The organism is Streptomyces sp. SPB074, assembly GCF_000154905.1.
Lineage (GTDB): Bacteria > Actinomycetota > Actinomycetes > Streptomycetales > Streptomycetaceae > Streptomyces.
In genome coordinates this window covers 6,458,055-6,460,952 of the sequence record NZ_GG770539.1, presented here as the reverse complement: position 1 = coordinate 6,460,952, position 2,898 = coordinate 6,458,055, and the positions used below count along the sequence as shown (strand labels likewise).

Annotated in this window: 2 protein-coding genes; one reads left to right on the top strand and one right to left on the bottom strand. The window is 74.4% G+C overall.

Features of this window, described 5'->3' with window-relative positions; all coding sequences use genetic code 11:
- Positions 1-40 precede the first annotated feature (40 nt).
- On the bottom strand, positions 41-1,360 hold the full coding sequence (locus tag SSBG_RS27610) for an MFS transporter (protein ID WP_234010663.1): 1,320 nt from the start codon (positions 1,358-1,360) through the stop codon (positions 41-43).
- Positions 1,361-1,504: 144 nt separating this feature from the next.
- Between SSBG_RS27610 and SSBG_RS27605 the strand changes: the two genes are divergently transcribed.
- Positions 1,505-2,887 carry an aromatic acid exporter family protein gene (locus tag SSBG_RS27605; RefSeq protein ID WP_037872058.1) on the top strand — a complete coding sequence of 461 codons (1,383 nt, stop codon included), beginning with the start codon at positions 1,505-1,507 and terminating at the stop codon, positions 2,885-2,887.
- Positions 2,888-2,898: the final 11 nt, after the last annotated feature.

Sequence of the window (2,898 nt, the reverse complement as noted above, 5' to 3'; positions counted from 1 at the left end):
CGAGAGGTGTCGTGGGGTGATCACACCTGCTCAGGAGCGTTCAGGGAGTGCGGGGCGCGGCGGCCGGCACCTCCACCGGCGCGCCGGGCCGCCGCCCGCCCCGGGCGGCGGCGCCGGTGTCCCCGCCCGCGTTCCGCGCGCGGCCGAGGCTGAGCGCGCTGAGCAGGCCCACGAGGACGAGGGCGCCGGTGTAGAGGGTGAGGGCGCCCCAGCGGCCGTGTCCGTAGACGGTGCCGCCCGCCGAGCCGCCGAGCGCGCTGCCGACGTAGTAGAAGAACAGGTACACGGCCGCGCCCTGGACCCCGACGGCCTTCGAGCGGGCACCGACCCAGCCGCTCGCGACGGCGTGCGCGGCGAAGAAACCCATGGTGAAGACGACGAGCCCGGGGATCACGCCGCCGAGGCTCGGTATCAGCATGAGCGCGAGCCCGCCGAGCGTGACGAGGAGCGCGGGCACGAGGACGAGGCGGCGGCTGAGGCGGTCGACGAGGCGGCCCGCGAGCGCGGAGGAGAAGGAGCCGGAGACGTACGTGACGAAGAGCAGCCCTGCGGTCCCCTCGGAGAGCGAGAAGGGCGGCGCGATGAGGCGGAAGCCGAGGTAGTTGTAGACGGTGACGAAGGCGGCCATCGCGACGAAGCCGATGAGGTAGAGGCGCAGCAGCGCGCTGTCGGGCAGGGCCCGGACGACGCCGCGCGCGAGGGCGCGGGGCGAGGCACCCTTGGGCACGAAGCGGACCGATGCCGGGATGGTGAGGCGGAAGACGAGCGCGCACACGGCGGCGATGACACCGACCGCGCCGATCGACCAGCGCCAGGAGTGGGTGAGCTGGAGGACGCCGTCGGCGGCGAGGCGGCCGAGCATCCCGCCGATCCCGTTGCCCGCCACGTACAGTCCCATCGCGCCGCCGAGCGAGCCGGGGTGCACCTCCTCGGAGAGGTAGGACATGGCGGTGGCCTGGAGCCCGGCGAGGGCGAGGCCCTGGAGCAGGCGCAGGACGAGGAGGACGGGGAAGCCGGGGGCGAAGGCCGAGGCGATGCCGAAGACGGCGGCGGCGCCGAGCGCGAGGGACATCATCGTGGTGCGGTTCCACGCGTCGGAGAGCGCGGTGAGCGGGATGACGCCGACGGCCATCGCGAGGGTCGCGACCGAGACGCTGAGCGAGGCGCCCGCCGGGGAGAGATCGAGGTCGTGCGCGAGGGAGGGCAGGAGCGCCTGGACGCAGTAGAGCGTCATGAAGGTGCCGAGCCCGGCAGCGAAGAGCGCGCCCGACGCCCGCCGGAAGGCGGGGGTCCCCGCGCGGTGGGGCGGCGGGAGCACGAGCGGGGCGGTAACGGGGTCTTCGGCGGGGGACGGGTTCACCGCAAAAATGTATGCATGACCCATCCAATGCGTCCAATGCATGAGCGGGTCGCTCCTCATCCGCTGCGGGATCAATCCCGCGTGCCCGGCAAGAAACCCGTCGTCCCAGGGCTGCGCGCGCCGGAACAGGGGAAGGAAACCGGCGTGCTTGATCAACAGAGGGCGAAGCTCAGGGGTGGGCCGGGGGCGTCGTGGCGGCGCCTGCGCGGCGAGGGCAGCGTGCCGGAGCGGGTGGCGCACCTGTGGGGACGGCTGCGGCGCGAGGCGACGGTGGTGCGCTCCGTACGGGCCGCCGGGGCGGCCACGCTCGCGTACGTCGTCGCGCTGCGTCTCAGCGACACCCCGGCGCCGCTCACCGCCCCGCTCACGGCGCTCCTCACCGTGCAGGTGACGCTCTACGCGACGCTCACCACCGGCATCCGCCGCGTCAACGCCGTGATCGCCGGGGTGCTCGTCGCGATCGGCTTCAGCGCGCTCGTCGGGCTCACGTGGTGGAGCCTCGGGCTGCTCATCCTGGCGGCGCTCGTCGTGGGGCACCTCGTGCGGGTGAGCGAGTTCGTGCCCGAGGTGGCGATCAGCGCGATGCTCGTGCTGGGGGTCAGCCGGGTCACGGACACGGCCTGGGACCGGGTGCTGGAGACGGCGATCGGCGCGGCCGTGGGGCTGCTCGTCAACGTCGTGCTCGCGCCCCCGGTGTGGACCGGGACGGCCGGGGACGCGCTGGAGGACCTGGCGCGACGGATGCGGCGCCTGCTCCTGCGCATCGGCGAGGAGCTAAGCAGCAGCGACCCAATGCGCGAGGCGCGGGCCACGCTCCAGGAGGCCAGGGACCTGGACAAGGACATCTCCGAGGTGGACGCGGCGCTGCGGCAGGCGGAGGAGAGCCTGCGGTTCAACCCGCGCGTGCGCGAAGGGCTGCTCAACCGCGTCGTGCTCCGCACGGGGCTCGACACGCTGGAGATCTGCACGGTCGTCCTGCGGGTCCTCGCGCGCACCTTCACGGACCTGGCCCGGGTACGGGAGTCCAGCGAGGCCGCCGCGCTCTTCGAGCCGAAGGCCGCGCGGGCCGTGGAGAACCTGCTCGCGCAGGTCGCCGACGCGATCGTGAGCTTCTCCGTACTCGTCACGCACCCGGTGAGCGAGAGCGCGGAGGCCGCCGAGGAACGGCTCGCGTCCGAACTCCAGGCCGCCCGCCGCGAACGCGCCCGCGTCGGCGCGCTGCTGCGCGAGAGCGCCCGCACGGAGGACGGCCACTGGTACCTGTACGGAGCGCTCCTGACCGAGGTGGACCGCATCCTCGCCGAACTCGACCTGGAGCAGCGCTCCCAGCGGCTCCTGGACGAACTCGACCGCAACGCCCGCGAGCAACGCGAGCGCCACCCGCTCCTGACGCGCGCCAGGACCCGCCTCACCCCGCGCCGCCTGCCCGCGCCCCGGCTGCCGGGCCGGTCACGCGACGGTGCGGCCCGCGACGGCGGCGGGCGCGGGACGGCGCGGGCGGGCGCGGCGGGGAAGGACGCGGCCTGAGGCGACGGCCA